This is a genomic window from Seonamhaeicola sediminis (genome assembly GCF_004358095.2).
GTDB lineage: Bacteria > Bacteroidota > Bacteroidia > Flavobacteriales > Flavobacteriaceae > Seonamhaeicola > Seonamhaeicola sediminis.
Window position 1 is genome coordinate 45892 of sequence record NZ_SMZJ02000006.1, and the last position, 15911, is coordinate 61802.

The following is a 15911-nucleotide window of genomic DNA, read 5'->3' on the forward strand; positions in this document are numbered from 1 at the left end:
CACCATTTTTACGGATGTATTTTCAATGAGTGATTATCTTTTTCCTTTTTTAGCCGTTGTTTTAGGCATTGTTATAGCAGGTTTTACTAAAAGTAGTAAATCTTGGGACACCAAGCTCCTACTCTCTTTTAGTGGTGCTTTTTTATTAGCGCTTACTCTTTTTGAATTGCTACCAGAAGTTTACAATCATTTGGAAGCAAAAAGTACTGGCCTTTTTATTATGTGTGGTATTTTGCTACAAATAATACTAGAGTTATTTTCTAAGGGTGCAGAACATGGACACATGCATATTCATAAAAATAGTACAACTTTCCCATGGTTACTGTTTATTAGTTTGTGTATTCACAGCTTTTTAGAAGGTTTTGCTATTCATGAACATAATGATATGGTTTATGGTGTTTTAGTACATAAAATACCCATTGCAATTATAATTAGTTTGTTTTTGTTTAAAGCTAAATACAGAAAACTACAAATTGTATTATTCTTATTAATATTTGCTTGTATGACACCTTTTGGAACCTTGATTTCACAAACTTGGGAAGCAGAAGGTAACACCGTACATATTATTAATGCTGTAGTTATTGGTATTTTTTTACATATTTCTACAACCATACTGTTTGAAAGTAGTGATGGGCATAAATTTAATATGTCTAAATTTATTGCCATTATTTTTGGTGTTGGGATTGCTTATTTGATTTAAAAATTAAGAAGGAAGAAAATAGAATAATGACTCTATCTAACTGCATTTTTTCTTTTCTCTATACCAAAAAATAAATAACCTTGTCATTCCGCACTTGATGCGGAATCCAAAACATGTACAGAAACCATCATAATTTTTATGTTTATATTCTTTCAAATAAAAAGAATGGAACATTGTATATTGGTATGACAAATGATTTGGAGCGAAGAATGTTTGAGCATAAACATAAATTTGTAGAGGGTTTTACAAAGAAATACGGTTTAGATAAACTGATGTATTTTGAACACTTTCAACATGTTAACGATGCCATTAAAAGAGAAAAGCAATTGAAGAACTGGAATAGGCAATGGAAAATTGATCTTATAGAAAAAGATAATAAAGGTTGGAACGATTTATCTTCAGATTTGTTTAATTAAAGTGGATCCTGAATCAAGTTCAGGATGACAACAAGGAGTTATGTTTAGCAAAGAAGAATCTAGAATATTACGACAAGAATTTTGGACCAGTTTTGGAAAGTCTTTTCCAAGGAAGTGGATTCTTTACAATACCAAATTAAAGGGGTTTAGCTTTAAATTTCATTTTGATACCAAAAAGGCTTTGGTAGCACTAGATCTTGAAGACGATTTGGAACATCGAATTAAATACTGGGAAAAGCTAACTGCTTTAAAACCCATTTTATTAGAGAACTATCTCCCAGAGGCTATTTTTGATGAAGAATACATACTAGAGAACTATAAAGAAATCTCAAGAATATACATTCCTTTGCAGGAAAAGGTGTCTATTCACAACAAAAATTCATGGCAAACAGTCATGGCATTTTTCAATGAAAAAATGAGTCTGTTCGAGGCCTTTTTTGAGGAATACAAAGAAGTAATTGAGGGCTAGGTTTGGTATTTATTTTTTAGTTGTGAAATTTAAACTCTAAACAATGAAAAATAGTTAGGGTTAATTACACAAAAAAATTACTTTAAAGCTTCTTCACCATTTCAAAATCATCCATTACAAACCCTTTACCTATATCAATTACCACAGAGCCTACATTGTTAAAGCCAAATGTCTCATAAACCTTTATAGATTTAAGGTTGTTAACATTTACGGTAAGTCTAATTTTTTCTAGATTATAAATTTTTGCCTTCTCCTCTATAAAAATCAGTGCTTCTCTTCCAATATTCTTACCTCTGTATTCACTCAATACATAGAACTTACTTAAAAACAAAACTCCAGTTTCTTTTTTTATACTAATATAACCTACAGATACATTTTCATATTGCAGTAAATAGTATTCAAAGCCATTGGCAACTTGATGTGCTATTGCGTTAACAGATTGAAATTTACCCAACATGTAATTTACTTGTGGCAATCCAATCATTGGAATGTAATGTTCTCTCCAAATGATATCGGCAAGTGTAGCGATGTTTTGAAAATCTTGGGTAGATTTTGCAATTGAAATTGTTAGCATATAACTAAATTACATAAAAGAAAATCATAAAAAAATGAAAAATAGCGCCTGCCAAAACAAACAAATGCCAAATGACGTGGTTAAAAGGAATCTTTTCAATAACATAAAAAATAATACCCCCAGTGTATGCCAACCCACCGCCAAACAATAATATTACAGCATTACTATCAACAACTTGAGAAAGATTTGAAAAATCAAACACAATCAACCACCCCATAACTAAGTACAACAAAGTTGAAAACACTTCAAACTTTCCGGTAAAAAATAGTTTTAGAATAACACCAAAAGCGGCAATTCCCCAAACCACCCAGAATAGTAACCAACCTAGACTATCTGTTAATGTAACTAATAAAACAGGGGTATAAGTACCAGCTATTAGCAAATAAATACTAATGTGGTCTACTATTCTAAAGTACCGCTTTAATGTTTCGTTTGTAACAGCATGATATAACGTAGAAGCTGTAAAAAGCACTATTATAGAAATACCGTAAACAATAACACTAAATAAACTCCAAGGTGTTTTATGAGTATCAAAAACAATTAGCAAAATTAAAGCAATTATTCCAAAAATTGCACCAAAACCATGACTTACGGCATTGAGCTTTTCTTCAAAATAGGATTGTTTTCGCATACTATTTCTCTTGAGAATCAGCGTTTAACCACTTATCGGTTAAATCATAGAAATCAAATTCTAAAGCCGGCTCTTGGGCTTCTAATCGGCCGCTCTGAAAGTTTCTCTGTAAAATATCTTCAATTAAATAATCTTCCTTCACATTTTCAGGATCAAACTCTTGCTTTAATGAAATATCAAACATACTAGCTGTAGTATTATACCAAAAGGCGCGCCATCCACTACGTAATTCTTTTACCAATTCAAAAGCTGTGGTTCCTGTTTGCCTATGTATTAGTTTTACTAAAATCTGACCCTCTGTTCGTGTCATTTTTTTTAATTCATCTGAAAATTCTCCCTCAATGTATTTTTGTACACGCTTGGTATAACGCTTTTTATCGCGCTTTCGCTTCATATTTGCCATTTGCTTGTTCATTGAATCTAAACGTACAGCAGCTAATTTGGCATAAGGGTAAACTTTAATAGTTTTTCGCCTTAAAATCAAGTATCTAATACGGTCTTCTCTATTATCAAATTTAAGCTTATGCAAAAGTCTAACTTCTGCTAGTCCAATACTGGTTCTAGGAACAGAATCTCCTTCAATAATTAAATACTCAACTGTTGAAGTAGAATCTTGCTTAACATTGTGTACTTGAGCCATTAAAAATGTTGGAAACAGAAAAAATATGTATTTAAACCTGTTCATTATTCAGTGTATTGAGGCCTTTACTGTCAAAATTACTAATTTACTCTTGTTATAACGTTTTTTTTAGGTGGTTATTTTTATGTTGTAAGGCGGTGCACTTTCTGTTTATATTATTATTTTAGTGCAAAACTTTTACAAATGGCGAAGAAGCATATACTTAATAAAAAATCTATTGAATTTCTAGAAAAATACTTAAACAATGCTGCTCCTACTGGCTATGAATGGGGTGGACAAAAACTGTGGATGAACTATCTAAAACCCTATGTTGATGAGTTTATTACAGACACCTATGGTACTGCGGTTGGTGTGATAAACCCCAAAGCAAAATACAAAGTGGTTATAGAAGGACATGCCGATGAAATTTCTTGGTATGTTAATTATATAAGTGATAATGGGCTTATCTATGTTATTAGAAATGGAGGTAGTGATCATCAAATTGCTCCTAGTAAAGTAGTAAATATTCATACTAAAAAAGGCATTGTTAAGGGTGTTTTTGGTTGGCCTGCCATCCACACTCGAAATAGAGCTAAAGAAGAGCCCCCTAAACCAGACAATATTTTTATTGACTGTGGTTGCTCTAATAAAGAAGATGTTGAAAAATTAGGGGTGCATGTGGGTTGTGTTATAACCTATCCAGACGAGTTTCACATCTTAAATGATGATAAATTTGTTTGTAGAGCTATAGATAACCGCATGGGAGGGTTTATGATTGCTGAAGTGGCGCGTTTACTAAAAGAAAATAAAAAGGAACTGCCATTTGGTTTATACATAACCAATGCGGTACAGGAAGAAATTGGGCTACGTGGCGCCGAAATGATTACGCAAACCATAAAACCCAACGTAGCTATTGTTACAGACGTAACACATGATACTACAACTCCCATGATTGAACAGAAAAAAGAAGGTTATTTAGAAATTGGTAAGGGTCCTGTAGTGGCATATGCCCCGGCTGTTCAACAAAAGTTACGCGATTTGATTATTGATACAGCTGAGGATAAGAAGATTCCTTTTCAACGGTCTGCACTATCTAGAGCTACTGGAACAGATACTGATGCTTTTGCTTATAGTAATGGTGGTGTGGCTTCTGCCTTAATTTCGTTACCGCTTCGGTATATGCATACAACAGTTGAAATGGTTCATAAGGAAGATGTTGAAAATGTAATTAGATTAATTTACGAAACCCTTTTAAACATAAAAGACGGCGATACGTTTAGTTATTTTGAATAAAACATTATAGACGTCATTGTGAATAAGACCAAAGCATAGTATGGTAATCTCTTTATTTATGAATCTGTATGACCACGTCACTTTTCGCTCCTCGTAATAACCTATATTTCTGTTATGGATGAACTTATAGATGTTGTTGATACTAATGGCAACCTAACTGGACAATCAGAATTAAAATCTGTGATACACCAAAAGGGGCTTTACCATAACACGGCTCATATTTGGTTTTATACAAAAAATGGCCAAGTACTATTATCACAACGGTCTGCAGAAAAAACTATTTGTCCGTTAATGTGGGATGTATCAGTAGCTGGACATATAGACTCAGGCGAGACTATAGAACAAGCTGCCATCAGGGAAACATTGGAAGAAATAAGTTTGTCTATTATAGAATCTGATTTAAATAAAATTGGTGTTTTTAAGTGTTTTCAAAATTATGATAATGGCATAAAAGACTTTGAGTTTCACAACACGTTTATTGCCGAATTGCACTCGCCGCTATCAGTATTAATTCCGCAAAAGGGAGAAGTTGATGCGCTTAAATTAGTGTCATTTAAAAAATTTCAGCAACTCATTAACACACTCGGAGATAATGGTAACCACTTTGTGCCTTCAAACAAAAGTTACTATGAGTTTGTACTTAAAAAAATAATAGAAACTGTTAGATAATGAATTTATTATTACTTGCTGTTGCACCTGTATTTATAGTCATAATTTATATTTATTATAAAGATAAATATGAAAAAGAACCTAAACGATTCTTATTATCTAATTTTTTGTTAGGAGCTATTGTTAGCATTATAGTAACTACCATTATTTACTATATTATTGGTACCGTCATTGAGTTTAATCGTGGTAGTGTCTTTCAACAATTTATTTATGCATTTTTTGTAGTAGGTCTTTCAGAAGAGTTCAGTAAGTATATCATTGTTAGATATTTTGCACAACCTAGTAAACAGTTTGATGAACCTTTTGATGGTATTATTTATGCCGTTATGGTATCTATGGGGTTTGCTGCCACTGAAAACATTTTTTACGTTCTAGAGAGCGGTTACCAAACCGCTTTATTGAGAGCTTTTACAGCAGTTCCTGCTCACGCTACCTTTGGGATACTGATGGGTTATTTCATGGGAAAAGCTAAATTCTCTAAAAACAAAGCACTACTAAATTTAACTGGTTTATTACTGGCCTCTGGATTCCACGGCGCCTACGACTTCTTTCTGTTTATAGATTTTATTCCTGGTATTTGGTTAGGTGCATTTATTTCTTTAATTGTTGCTATAATCCTTTCTAGAAAGGCCATCAAAAGGCATCAAGCCAGCTCTAATTTCAAACCTTAAAACAGTTTGTTAACATAATGAGTCTCATATTTATAAATTGCTAGTTTAAATATATTTATGGTTCTTTTTACTTGCTAACCATTGTATTATGTCTAATACATTATAACTATATTTACCTAAACCAAGTATTCTAATTATGAATAAGATTTTCAAAACTAAGGTTAATGATACTTTTGATTTTGAAATTAATACCGAAGACATTTCTAAACTGGATGTGGTAGAGATTTCAAAATCTAAATTTCATATTCTTCAAAACAACAAATCTTTCAGAGCCACTATTGTAGAGAGTGATTTTAACCATAAAACCTATAAGGTTAAAATTAATAAAAACGTCTACAGGGTAAATATTTTTAATGATTTAGATCTTCTTATTAAAGAAATGGGGTTTGCCATAGGTACATCTAAGCATATTAATTCTATTAAAGCTCCTATGCCAGGTCTTATCTTAGAGATTAATATTACCGTGGGACAAGAAGTAAAAGAAGATGATTCATTACTTATTCTTGAGGCTATGAAAATGGAAAACGTAATTAATTCTCCAAGAGATGGCGTAATAAAATCTATTAGTGTCCAAAAAAATGATACTGTTGAAAAAAACCAACTATTAATTGAATTTGAATAGGTTATGAAAAAAATATTAGTAGCAAACCGAGGAGAAATTGCCATTAGAGTTATGAGTACAGCACAAAAAATGGGTATTAAAACCGTTGCTGTATATTCTAAAGTTGATAGAAATGCACCTCATGTAAAATTTGCTGATGAGGCAGTTTGTATAGGCGAAGCACCATCAAGCCAATCCTATTTAAGAGGAGATAAAATTATTGAAGTTGCAAAACAACTTAATGTTGATGGTATTCATCCAGGGTATGGCTTTTTGAGTGAAAATGCTGATTTTGCTGAGTTATGTGAAGTTAATAATATTATTTTTATCGGACCGCGGTCTAAGGCCATTAAAATGATGGGTGATAAATTAGCCGCTAAGGAAGCTGTAAAAGGTTACAATATTCCAATGGTACCAGGTGTTGACCATGCAATTACCAACCCAAAAGAAGCCATAGACATTGCTAAAAAAATTGGTTTCCCTATTCTTATAAAGGCTGCAGCCGGTGGCGGTGGCAAAGGTATGCGTATTGTTGAGAAAGAAAAAGATGTTGAGAGTCAAATGAAACGTGCCATAAGTGAGGCAACATCAGCATTTGGAGACGGTTCTGTGTTTGTTGAAAAATATGTAACCTCGCCAAGACATATTGAGATACAGGTTATGGCTGATATGTATGGTAATTACCTTCATTTCTTTGAGCGAGAATGTTCTGTGCAAAGACGCCATCAAAAAGTAGTTGAAGAAGCACCTTCATCTGTATTATCTCCACAACTAAGAGATAAAATGGGGCAAGCGGCAATCAATGTAGCCAAGTCTTGTGATTACATAGGTGCAGGTACGGTAGAATTTCTGCTGGATGCAGATCATAATTTCTACTTCTTAGAAATGAACACACGCTTGCAAGTTGAACATCCGGTGACTGAATTAATTACTGGTATTGACTTAGTGGAACTTCAAATTAATGTAGCGCGCGGTGAAGCCCTAAAAATAAAACAAGAGGATTTAAAAATTTGTGGTCATGCTTTAGAGTTAAGAGTTTATGCAGAAGACCCCTTGAACGATTTTCTTCCCAGTGTTGGTAACTTAAGCACCTATGTACTTCCGGTTGGAGAGGGTATTAGAGTAGACAATGGTTTTGAAGAAGGTATTGATATTCCCATCTATTATGATCCCATGCTTTCAAAATTAATTACCTACGGAAAAACTAGAGAAGCAGCAATACAACTCATGATTAAAGCTATAGATAACTATCATATTGAAGGAGTTCAAACCACATTGCCCTTTGGCAAGTTTGTATGTGAACATGAGGCCTTCTGCTCAGGGAATTTTGACACACACTTTGTAAAAAAATACTATGCGCCTGAGGTACTTCAAAGTGATACTGAAAACGAGTCTAAAATTGCTGCTTTAATGGCTTTAAAACAATATTTAGCAGACCAAAAACTTTTAAGAATACCAAACTAAATACTTATGGATTCAAGAATAAAGAAACTTAATGAACGTGTTGCATTGGCCCACTTAGGTGGTGGACAAAAACGTATTGATAAACAACACGCTAAGAAAAAGTTAACAGCCAGAGAACGTATTAATTATTTACTAGATGAAGGGTCTTTTGAAGAAATTGGTGTTTTAGTAACCCACAGAACGACTGATTTTGGAATGGATAAAGAAATTTATTTTGGAGATGGTGTAGTTACGGGTTACGGAACTGTTAATGGTAGATTGATTTATATCTATGCGCAAGATTTTACCGTTTTTGGTGGTGCTTTATCTGAAACCCATGCCGAAAAGATTTGCAAAATCATGGATATGGCTGTTAAGGTAGGAGCTCCAATTGTGGGTTTGAATGACTCTGGTGGTGCACGTATTCAAGAAGGTGTTAAATCGTTAGGTGGTTACGCCGATATTTTCTATAGAAACGTAAGGGCATCAGGTGTTGTTCCCCAGATTTCAGCTATTATGGGGCCTTGTGCTGGTGGTGCAGTATACTCTCCCGCCATAACAGATTTTACAATCATGGTAGAAAACACCAGCTATATGTTTGTAACAGGGCCTAATGTGGTAAAAACAGTTACCAACGAAGAAGTGAGTAGCGAGGAATTAGGTGGAGCCCATGTACACGCTACTAAATCTGGAGTGGCTCATAAAACTTCTGCTAACGATATTGAATGTTTAGAAGATGTCAAAAAGCTTTTAAGTTACCTACCACAAAACAATAGAGAAACTACTGAAAAACTAGTGTTCAATCCAAAAGACGAAATAAGAGATATTTTGTCTGATATTGTTCCTGAAAACCCTAATAAACCTTATGACATGCATGAGGTAATTAAAGGCATTATTGATGAAGATTCCTTTTATGAAATCCATAAAGATTATGCCGAAAACATAATTGTAGGATTTGCACGTTTAGGTGGTAGAAGTATTGGTATTGTTGCCAACCAGCCCATGTTTTTAGCTGGTGTACTTGGTGTTAAGAGCTCAAAAAAAGCGGCTAGATTTACACGTTTCTGTGATTGTTTTAACATTCCTCTGTTAGTATTAGTAGATGTTCCTGGTTTTTTACCAGGTACCGATCAAGAATGGAATGGTATCATAGTTCATGGGGCTAAACTGCTTTATGCTTTAAGCGAAGCTACAGTACCTAGAGTCACCGTTATTACCAGAAAAGCTTATGGCGGCGCTTATGATGTGATGAATTCAAAACATATTGGAGCTGACTTTAATTATGCATGGCCCGGTGCCGAAATTGCGGTAATGGGTGCTAAAGGTGCTAGTGAAATTATTTTTAGGCGTGAAATAGCTGCCGCTGAAAATCCTGTTAAAAAACTTGCCGAAAAAGAAGCAGAATATGCCGAAAAGTTTGCTAACCCATACAGAGCTGCCAGACGTGGTTTTATTGATGAAGTAATTTTGCCAAAAAACACCAGAAGAAAATTGATTAAAACATTTTCCATACTTGAAGGCAAACAAGAAGAAGGGCCTAAACGAAAGCATGGTAATATTCCTTTATAGAAAAGCAAAAGCACCTCATTAAGGTGCTTTTAAATTTCATCGTTGTTTGGTATTAAAACTCTAAATCTGTAATTAAATCAAATTCATCGTAAATTACTTTGTCTTGTAAGTTATCAAAAAAGCTTGATGATCCATATCTAACATCGTACTTACTTCTGTCAATTTTTAAGTTAGCAGTAGCTTTGCTACCATATATTGAAATGGTAAATTCTACAGGGTTTGTTTTTCCTTTAATAGTTAAGTCTCCTACAACTTTATAAGCATTTTTACCTGAAGCTTCAACATTTGTAAAAACTAAAGTGGCTTCTGGATATGTAGCAACACCAAAAAAATCATCAGACTTTAAGTGACCATCTAACTTATCTTTCCAGTTTCCTTCTAAATCGGTAGTGTTAATACTGGTCATATCAATAACAAACTCACCACCTACAAGCTTATCATCTTCAAAATTTAAAACCCCTGACTTTAAGTTTATGGTTCCTTGATGAGACCCTGTTACTTTGTAACCTTTCCAAATTACTTTACTACTTTCTACTTTAATTTCTTTTTTATCGTCTTCAATTGTATTGAAAGCGAACGATAAAAATAATACTGCTACTAATCCTAATGTTTTCATTATGTTTTTCATGAGTTTATGTTTTATTTATGTAATTTTTAATTAACGGCGATAAGACGCATTAAATAATTTTTTACAAATTTCAGTAATATTATCTAACAAGAAAATAAGGTAGTTTATAAAATAATGTTAAACTAGATTAACTTTTATTCTGAAGCCAACTGGCTTTTAATTTTGCTAAGAAACTCCTTGGTGATACCTAAATAAGAAGCTATCATATATTGAGGAATGCGTTGTTCAATTTCGGGATATTGCTCTTTAAAATGAAGATATTGTTCCTTAGCCGTTAAACTAAAATTTCTAACAATTCTTTTTTGTGAAGCTACAAAAGCACGCTCCAACATCATTCTGAACAAACGTTCTAGTTTTGGTACTTTTTGTAGCAGTTCTTCTTGTGCGTAATATGAAAACTGAATGGTCTCTGTTGTTTCTAAGCATTGCACATTATAATCTGCAGATGTTTGCGTTATGAAACTTCCAATATCTGAAGTCCACCAGTCTTCAATAGCAAACATAATAATATGCTCCTGCCCTTTATCATCTACATAGAAGGTTTTGGTGCATCCAGAAAGAATAAAACTACTGTATTTACAAACATCACCTTGCTGTACAATATATTGCCCTTTTAAATATTTTCTGTACTTAACGCTAGATAATACAATGGTTTCTTCCTCATGAGTCAGGGTTACAAACCTGCGTATGTAATCCAATAATGGTTGTGCTTTTTTTTCCTGAATCATGTGCCTAGTAATCTGCGATGATAATAACTATTTATAAAACAAAAATAAATAATATTAGGTTACTTTTGCTCCATGCAAAACGGAAACTCTTTTAAAATAGAATTTGTGGCTTTAATGGCCTCATTAATGTCTCTTGTGGCACTTTCTATTGATGCATTATTACCAGGATTACCAAATATTGGAAGTGACTTAGGCGTCTCTAACCCCAATGACAATCAATTACTAATTACCATGATTTTCTTAGGGCTTGGTTTTGGCCAATTAATTTTTGGTCCGTTGTCTGACAGTTTTGGAAGAAAACCTATCGTGTATGTTGGTTTTCTTGTTTTTATTATTGCAAGTATTATTTGCTTAACTACCAAAAGTTTTGAAATGATGATTCTAGGGCGTGTACTTCAAGGTGTTGGTTTGTCTTCTCCTAGAACCTTGAGTCTTGCAATCATCCGCGATTCTTACAGTGGAAACTATATGGCAAAAATTATGTCTATAGTTGTCATGGTATTTATTCTAGTTCCTGTAATTGCTCCTGCTATGGGGCAACTAGTTTTAAGTGTTTACAGTTGGCACTCCATATTCTACATTAACCTAATTTATGGGTTATTAATTATGCTATGGTTTTGGAAGCGACAAGAAGAAACATTAGTAAAAGAGAAAAGAATTAAATTGACTTCGCATTTATTTATAGATGGTGTAAAAGAATTTGTAAAACATAGAGATGCCGTGGCGTTCACAATTGTTTCTGGATTTATTACGGGGTCTTTTATGGTGTACTTAAGTACCTCTCAACAAATATTTGAACAACAATACAATCTAGCTGATTTGTTTCCTTATATCTTTGCTAGTTTAGCCATTTCAGTTGGTCTAGCCACTTATCTAAACAGTGTACTTGTAGTTAAATATGGTATGTGGAAAATTGCTTACAGAGCCGCTGCAGCTTATGCTGTTGTTTCGCTTGCTTATGTTGCTTTATTTTGGTCTGGACAAAACCCTAGTATTAAGATATTATTAAGCTTTTTTGCTTTGCAATTTTTTGCAGTAGGATTTCTGTTTGGAAATTTGAGAGCTCTAGCAATGCAACCTCTTGGGCATATAGCAGGTATTGGAGCCGCTATTAATGGATTTGTTTCTACAGTTATGGCGGTGCCAATTGCAAACTATATTGGTGGTTTTATAACAGATTCTGTGCTGCCTCTTTTTATTGGGTTTTCTTTATTTGGAGTACTCTCTGTACTTACTTTTGTAATTTTAAGAAAGCCAGAAAGCACTAATAAATTATAAATATTAAGGGCATTCATAAATTACTGTTTACAGTTTAAATAGTTAAAACTCTGAATCTATTTTCTATGTGATTTTTATTTTTAATTACATGTAACGTATATTATGCATAAGGGATTGAGCGCTTGTTGGAGCTCTTTTTTAAAAGCGACTAGCGAAAGCCCGAAGACTTTATCTGTGAGAATACACAGAGAAAGGTGGAATGCCAAAACACAAATGGTTTTAAATTAATAATTTCTGTTATTATCTATTTGTCAATTCATTACTTTTATGGCTTTAAATTAATAAACTTTTTAAATAGAAATATCATGAAAATAATAGGAATTGGTAAGAACTATGCAACTGACAAAAGTGACATAGCCCATTTAAAAGACGGCAGTCAACTCATTTTTTTAAAAGCAGATAGCACATTGGTTACTGGAAACAAAGACGTGGTTTATCCATCACATATTTCTAATGAAATTGTTTATGAAGTAGAGCTAGTTGCAAAAATTGGAAAAGTGGGTAAAAATATTTCTAAGGCTGAAGCTCCTTCTTACATAAGTGATTTTGCGGTGGGAATTGATTATACAGCCAAAGACATACTTAATGAGAGTAGAGAGAAAAAGTTACCCTGGGCATTGAGTAAAAGTTTTGATGGAGCGTCTCCTATTTCTGAGTTCAAGCCAATTTCTGAGTTTCCTGATTTGGAGAATATAAATTTTGACCTAAAAATTAATGGAAAGCAAATTCAAGTTGGAAATACAGCATTTATGATTTACGATTTTTCTGAAATTATAGCTTACATTTCTACTTTCATGACCCTAAATCCTGGTGATTTAATATTCACAGGAACCCCTGCTGATGGTATTGGCTTAATTAATAAAGGAGACCATTTACAAGCATCTATAGAAGGAGAATTGATGCTGGATTTTAAGATGATTTAAACACAATAAAAAACACTTCAAGAAGAAGTGTTTTTTATTTTTAGTTAGATTCTGTTTCCTCAGGATCTAAGTATTTAGCAATGCCATTTTTACCTATATCATTGGTAGGGTCTCCATCACCATCAATATCTTCATTAGCCGTTGGAACACCGTCACCATCATCATCTGGGTCAAAATAATTTGGAATACCGTCTTCATCAGTATCATCACCGTCAATAACCCCTTCAGCTGAATTTATATTAAAATCACCGTCGTCATTTAAATCCTCTTCATGGGAAGGAATACCATCATTATCATGGTCATTCTCAGTAGTATCAATTAATTCAAACTTAAAGATTAATGGCGAATAAGCTGGGATGAGAGATTGGGCATTCTGAAAATAACCTAGACCAGAGGGCAAAAACATAACACCTATTCCGGGATTATTAAAACTAATGGTTCCATCCCCATTGTCAACATAACCGGTAGCGACATTAAACTGTGGAAAAACTCTTCTCCAGCCCGGAATTAATGTAGTTAAATCAAAATAGGTATCAGGGTTTACTTTACTATCAAATGCATCGTCTAAATTATTCAAATCAGCATCTAAGGTATATCCTTCATAGGTAGCCAAGACATTATCAGCAAAAGTTGGTGACTCAGTTCCTCCTCCATCATTTAGGTTCAGTACGTAATACTCATAATCAGTATCTGCGAAAACCGTTTTTTTAGAAATTCCTACAGCATTTATCAATAATGAGTCGGCATCTCCAGAAATGTTAAGCCCTTGTGTACTCAGTATTCGTAAATCTGTAATTTTTGAGTTGTTATTTGCCTCAAAAGCACTTTTATTGTAATAATGAGTTTCTAAAAACTCTACTAGAGAATCATTATCTATTAGTTGTTGTTCATCTCTATCCCTTATCTCAACAACGATTACATCGTCACTACTATCATCATCTTTATTACACGATAAAAAACAAAACACCATACATAATGTATACAGACCTATTTTTTCTAACTTCATTTTAATATTTTTTCAACTTAAACTGAAACATTATTTTAAGTAAATGAGTAACACCTAAATTATTCTTTAAATTCTTAATAATGTTTATTTTTGAGCCGCAAGATACAATTTTAAAGCCATCTTGCACAACAACATTAACGTAGTTTTTGCAAATAATTATATGCGTATTGATAAGTATTTATGGTGTGTTAGGTATTACAAAACCAGATCATTGGCTACTACCGCTTGTAAAAAAGGACAGGTAAAAGTAAATCTAGATAAAGTAAAACCCAGCAGGGAAGTTTTTCCTCAAGATGTTATTGAGTTAAGAAAAAACCAAATAATTTACAGGTTAACTGTTAACGATATTCCAGAGAGCAGGGTTGGTGCTAAGTTGGTTGATATTTATAGAACAGATACCACTCCTAATGAGCATTTTGAAGCTCAAGAACTACTAAAATACTCTAAGGACTACTACCGAAAAAAAGGCACTGGTAGACCCACAAAAAAAGATAGACGCGATATTGATGATTTTACTGATGAAAATCAGTAATTTTACCTTAATTATTTGAAATAAAGATATGACTGTAAAAGACAACGTGATTTTAAATCACACTGAAATAAATCATAAAATAAGACGTATTGCTTTTCAAATATATGAGAGTAATGTAAATGAAAATGAAGTTATTCTAGCTGGAATTGATAAAAATGGTTACGTTTTTGCTAAAAAATTAAAAACAGCACTTGAAAAAATATCTGAAATAAAACCTATTTTATGTAAAGTAATCATCGACAAAAAAAGTCCTCAGTCCGAAATAAAAACCTCAATCCCAGAATCAGAGTACAAAAACAAATCCTTAGTACTAGTTGATGATGTTTTAAATTCTGGTACCACATTAATTTATGGGGTTAAACATTTTTTAAATGTACCCTTAAAACAATTTAAAACCGCTGTTTTGGTTAACAGAAATCATAAGAAATATCCTGTAAAAGCAGATTTTAAAGGTATTTCTTTATCCACCTCACTACACGAACACGTCAATGTAGTTCTAGAAGGAAAAGTATATGAAGCTGTTTTAGAGTAACTCAATAACCTCTTTGGTGATTTTGTCTTTAGACTTATTGTCTGTATTTACAACATACTCTGCTTTATTATAAAAAGGCATTCTCTCAAATAAATGCTTACCAATAAATTCTGCTAAAGCTTCTTCAGTTTCTATATGAGCTATTAAAGGACGTTTAGCTTTCTTTTTAATTAGTTTTTTTGCAAGTTTAGGTATTGACGATTTTAAGTAAATACTTTTAGCATACTTATTACTTAAAATGATATCCATATTTTTTCCAAAACAAGGTGTACCACCTCCCAAAGATAAAATGAGGTTTTTGTCTGTTTCAAGAAGTTGTTTTAAATATTCTGTCTCTTTCTTTCTAAAATAAATTTCACCTTTAGATTCAAAAATTTCTTTTACACTAGCATTTTCTCTTTCTTCAATAAAGTCATCTAAATCTATTAAATCAAAATCTAACCTCTTAGACAATCTACTTCCTATCGAAGACTTACCAGACCCCATATATCCTATTAAAACAACTACCATTTTTACGCTATAATTTGATTATTAAAAACATACGTTAAAGCGTGGCAAAAAAACAAAAATTTATTCAAAAAAAACATTGTTTTATTAATTAAACATTATATATTTGCACCCGCAAACAG

The 15911-nt window shown here is 32.9% G+C and carries 20 protein-coding genes; 13 read left to right on the forward strand and 7 right to left on the reverse strand.

Going from position 1 to position 15911, the window contains the following annotated elements:
* Positions 1–25 precede the first annotated feature (25 nt).
* The 3 genes from E1J38_RS10990 (at position 26) to E1J38_RS11000 (ending at position 1585) form a co-directional block, all read left to right on the forward strand.
* The gene (locus E1J38_RS10990) at positions 26–700 is read left to right on the forward strand and encodes a ZIP family metal transporter (protein WP_133357040.1); all 675 of its coding nucleotides are present in this window, start codon (positions 26–28) and stop codon (positions 698–700) included.
* A 113-nt stretch (positions 701–813) separates the two neighbouring features.
* Positions 814–1116, forward strand: a complete 303-nt coding sequence (locus tag E1J38_RS10995) for a GIY-YIG nuclease family protein (protein ID WP_133356967.1) — start codon at positions 814–816, stop codon at positions 1114–1116.
* A 40-nt stretch (positions 1117–1156) separates the two neighbouring features.
* Positions 1157–1585 (forward strand): DUF4268 domain-containing protein, encoded by a 429-nt coding sequence (locus E1J38_RS11000; protein WP_133356965.1) that lies wholly within the window; start codon positions 1157–1159, stop codon positions 1583–1585.
* 82 nt (positions 1586–1667) lie between these two features.
* Here E1J38_RS11000 and E1J38_RS11005 read toward each other — a convergent pair whose 3' ends face one another.
* The 3 genes from E1J38_RS11005 to E1J38_RS11015 are packed head-to-tail and all read right to left on the reverse strand — an operon-like array spanning position 1668 to position 3475.
* On the reverse strand, positions 1668–2159 hold the full coding sequence (locus tag E1J38_RS11005) for a GNAT family N-acetyltransferase (RefSeq protein WP_133356963.1): 492 nt from the start codon (positions 2157–2159) through the stop codon (positions 1668–1670).
* Between the two features lie 4 nt (positions 2160–2163).
* Positions 2164–2790 carry a PAQR family membrane homeostasis protein TrhA gene (gene trhA / locus E1J38_RS11010; protein ID WP_133356961.1) on the reverse strand — a complete coding sequence of 209 codons (627 nt, stop codon included), beginning with the start codon at positions 2788–2790 and terminating at the stop codon, positions 2164–2166.
* Position 2791: 1 nt separating this feature from the next.
* Positions 2792–3475 (reverse strand): DUF4294 domain-containing protein, encoded by a 684-nt coding sequence (locus E1J38_RS11015; protein WP_133356959.1) that lies wholly within the window; start codon positions 3473–3475, stop codon positions 2792–2794.
* Between the two features lie 138 nt (positions 3476–3613).
* On the opposite strand from E1J38_RS11015, the gene E1J38_RS11020 reads away from it, so the two are divergent.
* The 6 genes from E1J38_RS11020 to E1J38_RS11045 all read left to right on the forward strand — a co-directional run bounded on the left by E1J38_RS11020 (position 3614) and on the right by E1J38_RS11045 (position 9655).
* A complete protein-coding gene (locus E1J38_RS11020; RefSeq protein ID WP_133356957.1) occupies positions 3614–4702 on the forward strand; it encodes a M42 family metallopeptidase in 1089 nt (362 codons plus the stop codon).
* Positions 4703–4816: 114 nt separating this feature from the next.
* The gene (locus E1J38_RS11025) at positions 4817–5371 is read left to right on the forward strand and encodes an NUDIX hydrolase (protein WP_133356956.1); all 555 of its coding nucleotides are present in this window, start codon (positions 4817–4819) and stop codon (positions 5369–5371) included.
* Positions 5371–6042, forward strand: coding sequence for a PrsW family intramembrane metalloprotease (locus E1J38_RS11030; RefSeq protein WP_133356954.1), 672 nt, complete (start codon positions 5371–5373; stop codon positions 6040–6042). The genes E1J38_RS11025 and E1J38_RS11030 overlap by 1 nt, the downstream gene beginning before the upstream one ends.
* A 136-nt stretch (positions 6043–6178) precedes the next feature.
* Positions 6179–6664, forward strand: coding sequence for an acyl-CoA carboxylase biotin carboxyl carrier protein subunit (locus E1J38_RS11035; protein ID WP_133356952.1), 486 nt, complete (start codon positions 6179–6181; stop codon positions 6662–6664).
* Between the two features lie 3 nt (positions 6665–6667).
* Complete coding sequence (gene accC / locus E1J38_RS11040; protein WP_133356950.1) at positions 6668–8107, forward strand: acetyl-CoA carboxylase biotin carboxylase subunit; 1440 nt, start codon at positions 6668–6670, stop codon at positions 8105–8107.
* A gap of 6 nt (positions 8108–8113) precedes the next feature.
* Positions 8114–9655 carry an acyl-CoA carboxylase subunit beta gene (locus tag E1J38_RS11045; protein ID WP_133356948.1) on the forward strand — a complete coding sequence of 514 codons (1542 nt, stop codon included), beginning with the start codon at positions 8114–8116 and terminating at the stop codon, positions 9653–9655.
* Between the two features lie 52 nt (positions 9656–9707).
* On the opposite strand, the gene E1J38_RS11050 is transcribed toward E1J38_RS11045, so the two are convergent.
* Positions 9708–10283 (reverse strand): YceI family protein, encoded by a 576-nt coding sequence (locus tag E1J38_RS11050; RefSeq protein ID WP_133356947.1) that lies wholly within the window; start codon positions 10281–10283, stop codon positions 9708–9710.
* Positions 10284–10417: 134 nt separating this feature from the next.
* Positions 10418–11011 carry a Crp/Fnr family transcriptional regulator gene (locus E1J38_RS11055; protein ID WP_133356945.1) on the reverse strand — a complete coding sequence of 198 codons (594 nt, stop codon included), beginning with the start codon at positions 11009–11011 and terminating at the stop codon, positions 10418–10420.
* 72 nt (positions 11012–11083) lie between these two features.
* Here E1J38_RS11055 and E1J38_RS11060 point away from each other — a divergent pair, with 72 nt between their 5' ends.
* Together E1J38_RS11060 and E1J38_RS11065 are read left to right on the forward strand one after the other, a co-directional pair.
* Entirely contained in the window at positions 11084–12289 is a 1206-nt protein-coding gene (locus tag E1J38_RS11060) for a multidrug effflux MFS transporter (RefSeq protein ID WP_255449873.1), read from the forward strand.
* Positions 12290–12594: 305 nt separating this feature from the next.
* Positions 12595–13212 (forward strand): fumarylacetoacetate hydrolase family protein, encoded by a 618-nt coding sequence (locus E1J38_RS11065; RefSeq protein ID WP_133356943.1) that lies wholly within the window; start codon positions 12595–12597, stop codon positions 13210–13212.
* Positions 13213–13252: 40 nt separating this feature from the next.
* Here the strand turns inward: E1J38_RS11065 and E1J38_RS11070 are convergent, their stop codons facing one another.
* Positions 13253–14218: an FKBP-type peptidyl-prolyl cis-trans isomerase gene (locus E1J38_RS11070; RefSeq protein WP_133356941.1), complete on the reverse strand. Its 966-nt coding sequence runs from the start codon at positions 14216–14218 to the stop codon at positions 13253–13255.
* A gap of 160 nt (positions 14219–14378) precedes the next feature.
* On the opposite strand from E1J38_RS11070, the gene E1J38_RS11075 reads away from it, so the two are divergent.
* Together E1J38_RS11075 and E1J38_RS11080 are read left to right on the forward strand one after the other, a co-directional pair.
* Positions 14379–14750 carry an RNA-binding S4 domain-containing protein gene (locus E1J38_RS11075; RefSeq protein WP_133357038.1) on the forward strand — a complete coding sequence of 124 codons (372 nt, stop codon included), beginning with the start codon at positions 14379–14381 and terminating at the stop codon, positions 14748–14750.
* Between the two features lie 28 nt (positions 14751–14778).
* Positions 14779–15282: a phosphoribosyltransferase domain-containing protein gene (locus tag E1J38_RS11080; protein WP_133356939.1), complete on the forward strand. Its 504-nt coding sequence runs from the start codon at positions 14779–14781 to the stop codon at positions 15280–15282.
* Here the strand turns inward: E1J38_RS11080 and E1J38_RS11085 are convergent.
* Positions 15274–15792: a shikimate kinase gene (locus E1J38_RS11085; protein ID WP_133356937.1), complete on the reverse strand. Its 519-nt coding sequence runs from the start codon at positions 15790–15792 to the stop codon at positions 15274–15276. The genes E1J38_RS11080 and E1J38_RS11085 overlap by 9 nt on opposite strands.
* Positions 15793–15911: the final 119 nt, after the last annotated feature.